This window comes from uncultured Lamprocystis sp. (genome assembly GCF_903933125.1).
Lineage (GTDB): Bacteria > Pseudomonadota > Gammaproteobacteria > Chromatiales > Chromatiaceae > Thiodictyon.
The window spans coordinates 1-2,872 of record NZ_CAIZIZ010000024.1; the positions used below are offsets into that span (position 1 = coordinate 1).

The following is a 2,872-nucleotide window of genomic DNA, read 5'->3' on the forward strand; positions in this document are numbered from 1 at the left end:
ACCGACGTGCTGAATCCCGAACATCGTGCGGCGCGCCTTATCCACCCTACAAAATTGCAGGTTTTGTAGGGTGGATAAGCGCAGCGCATCCACCATCAGCCCCGCCGACGGCTTCACGCTGGATGCTGCCGCCCAAATTTGAAATTGCTGCGGTGATCCGACCCCGCTGGCAGTTCTCAGGCGCTCGGGGTAGCATCTGGCGTCACAGCTACAACGCGCCTGCAGTGTCCCCATGAACGAAGTGACCCAAGCCGACCGCCATTTCATGGACCGGGCCATTGAGACCTTCATCCGCATCGCGCTGCTCGCGATCCTGGCGGCCTGGTGCTTCGATATCGTGCGGCCTTTTATCGTCCCCGGCCTGTGGGGCGCGATCATCGCCATCGGTCTCTATCCGGCCTATCAACTGCTGGTCGATGCCTTGGGCGGCCGCTCGGTGCTGGCCGCGACCCTGATGTCGCTGCTGACGCTCGCCGTGCTGCTGGTTCCGGCGGTGCTGCTCAGCGACTCCGTGGTCGGTGGTGCCGAGGGGTTACTGCGCGGGTTTGAAAGCGGTTCGCTGGATGTTCCCCCGCCGCCCGCCTGGGTCAGCGGGATCCCCGTGGTGGGGTCTTACACCCACGGCCTGTGGGACGATGCCTCGAACAATCTGGAAGACGCGATGCGCCAGATTGCCCCCCAGATCAAGGTGGCGCTACGCTGGCTGGGCGGTATGGCCGCGGGAGCGGGAATGGGCATCCTGCAGTTTATCTTCGCCATCGCGATCGCGGGGGTGCTGCTCGCCCATGAGGAGGGCGCCCGGCGGGCGGCACGGACCGTCGCCAGCCGTCTGGCCGGGGCGCGCGGGGTTGAGTTCGCCGCACTGGCGGCGGCGACCGTGCGCAGTGTCACCCGCGGCATTCTGGGCGTCGCCCTGATCCAGTCGATTCTGGCCGGGCTCGGGTGGCTGGTCGCGGGGGTCCCCGCGGCTGGTTTGTGGGCGTTGCTGGCGCTGCTGCTGAGCACGGTCCAGGTCGGGATCTTTCCCATCGCGATACCGATCCTCATCTACGTGTTCTCCACCGCCGACACGACAACCTTTATCGGCTTGCTGGTATGGACCATCCTCATCGGCAGCATCGACAACATCCTGAAACCCATCTTGCTCGGCCGTGGGGTGGAGGTGCCGATGACGGTGATCTTCGTCGGCGCCATCGGCGGATTCCTGAGTTCCGGCATCATCGGACTGTTTGTCGGTTCAGTGGTCCTGGTGCTGGGCTACAAGGTCGTTATCGCGTGGCTCAATGAAGGGCCGGCCGCGGTCGGTTGAATCCGGAGTGATCCGATGAAGCGGCGAGTCTGGTTGGCTTGGTGCGCGACGGGCCTGGTGCTCAGTGCGGTCCGCCCGGTTCGTGCGCAATCGATCGTGATGATCAGTGGGCCGCTGGCGGGCAGTGTCTATTTCACGCGCGATGCTCCCGGGTTATGGGCGAGCGAGGTGGACCGGCACCTACCCGAGATCAAAACCGAGTCCGCGCCTGGCCTGACCACGGCGGTCACCATCCGCACCCCGCACCCGATGGACGGCTACCGGCACTACATTCTCAAGCACAAGCTGCTGGATGCGCGCTTTCGGCTGCTGAGTCAGAAGACCTTCAATCCCGAGCGCGATCAGCCGGTTTCCCGTCACGTTCTGCCCGCCGGCTACAGCGGTCCGATCTACGCGGTGAGCATTTGTAATCTGCACGACATCTGGATCGAAGGGGTCGTTATCGGTGGCGGCGCTGGAGCGTGGGTGCCGGAGCACGAAGCGAAACCAGTCCGTTAGGAAACGCCTTTGGCGGCTTGGTCGTTGTCGTAATCGAGTTTATGATCCCCGCGATGCGATCGGTCGCGGCGGCGAAACCGACGGTGCATCGAAGATGATCCCGGTTGGTTGTCCACTAAATGGGGGACATGGGTCGCCCCCCCGGCGAGCATCCCGCGTCAACCTAACTCCTCAGTCTGTCCGGAGGCGATGTAGATCACCCGCTCGGCCACATTGGTGGCGCGGTCGGCGACGCGCTCGTAGTTGTGCACGATCCACAGCAGATAGGTACCCATGGGTGCGAACTCGGGGTCGGTACGCATCATCTGCACGACCTGTTCGTCCACCGCATCTTCCTGGTCGTCCATCAGGCGCTCCTGGGCGACGGCCGCGCGGGCGCGTCTGGTGTCCCCGCCGGAGTCGAAGGCGGCCAGTGCCTCGTTCAGCATGGCGATAGCATTGTCGGCGAGCCCGGCCACGGCCGCCACCGGCTCGGCCGGGAAAACCCCGTCACGGGCGCGTCGCACGATGCGCGCCACGTCGGCGGCATAGTCGCCGATGCGCTCCAGCTCCGAGACCAGCGACAGGCAGGCGCCGATGCAGCGCAGGTCCTCGCCGGCCGGTTTGAACGCGGCCAGGGCGACCAGGCACTCCTGCTCCATCAGCCGACGGTGCTGATTGATCCGTTCGTCCTGCGCGATGATCTGTTCCGCGAGATCGAGATCCTGGCGGGACAGGCAGTCGACCGAGCGGTGCAGGGCTTCGATCACCAGGGTTCCCATGTCGTGCACGCCCTGCTGGAGCTGAGCCCGCTTCTTCTGAACGAGACTGACCTGTTCCGGCATTGGTACCGCCTCCGCGTGGTGTTTCTGTGGGCTGCCATCCATTCTAGCTCAATGCGTTACCCTGAAGGTCGCGAGGCGATCCCGTGGGAGCGGCCACCGGCCGCGATACGGCGCCGCGGCCTTGATCGTAATCCCGGCCAGCGGCATGCATAGTCAGGGCTTCCAGCCCTGACGGTGTCAGGCCAGGATGGCCTGACTACGCACCCGGCGAGCCCAAGTGGCCGGGATTACGATCAAGGCC

The 2,872-nt window shown here is 65.0% G+C and carries 3 protein-coding genes; 2 read left to right on the forward strand and 1 reads right to left on the reverse strand.

What is annotated here, in order from left to right:
• The first annotated feature begins 232 nt into the window (after positions 1–232).
• Both QZY03_RS00940 and QZY03_RS00945 read left to right on the forward strand, forming a co-directional pair.
• Positions 233–1,309 carry an AI-2E family transporter gene (locus QZY03_RS00940; RefSeq protein WP_295577275.1) on the forward strand — a complete coding sequence of 359 codons (1,077 nt, stop codon included), beginning with the start codon at positions 233–235 and terminating at the stop codon, positions 1,307–1,309.
• A gap of 15 nt (positions 1,310–1,324) precedes the next feature.
• A complete protein-coding gene (locus tag QZY03_RS00945; protein ID WP_295577278.1) occupies positions 1,325–1,807 on the forward strand; it encodes a desulfoferrodoxin family protein in 483 nt (160 codons plus the stop codon).
• Positions 1,808–1,965: 158 nt separating this feature from the next.
• On the opposite strand, the gene phoU is transcribed toward QZY03_RS00945, so the two are convergent.
• A complete protein-coding gene (gene phoU / locus QZY03_RS00950) occupies positions 1,966–2,631 on the reverse strand; it encodes a phosphate signaling complex protein PhoU (RefSeq protein WP_295577280.1) in 666 nt (221 codons plus the stop codon).
• Positions 2,632–2,872 lie beyond the last annotated feature (241 nt).

Bases quoted from the DNA above. Each gene is read 5' to 3' on its own strand.
- QZY03_RS00940 (WP_295577275.1), top strand. From the start codon at position 233: ATGAACGAAGTGACCCAAGCCGACCGCCATTTCATGGACCGGGCCATT.
- QZY03_RS00945 (WP_295577278.1), top strand. From the start codon at position 1,325: ATGAAGCGGCGAGTCTGGTTGGCTTGGTGCGCGACGGGCCTGGTGCTC.
- phoU (WP_295577280.1), bottom strand. From the start codon at position 2,631: ATGCCGGAACAGGTCAGTCTCGTTCAGAAGAAGCGGGCTCAGCTCCAG.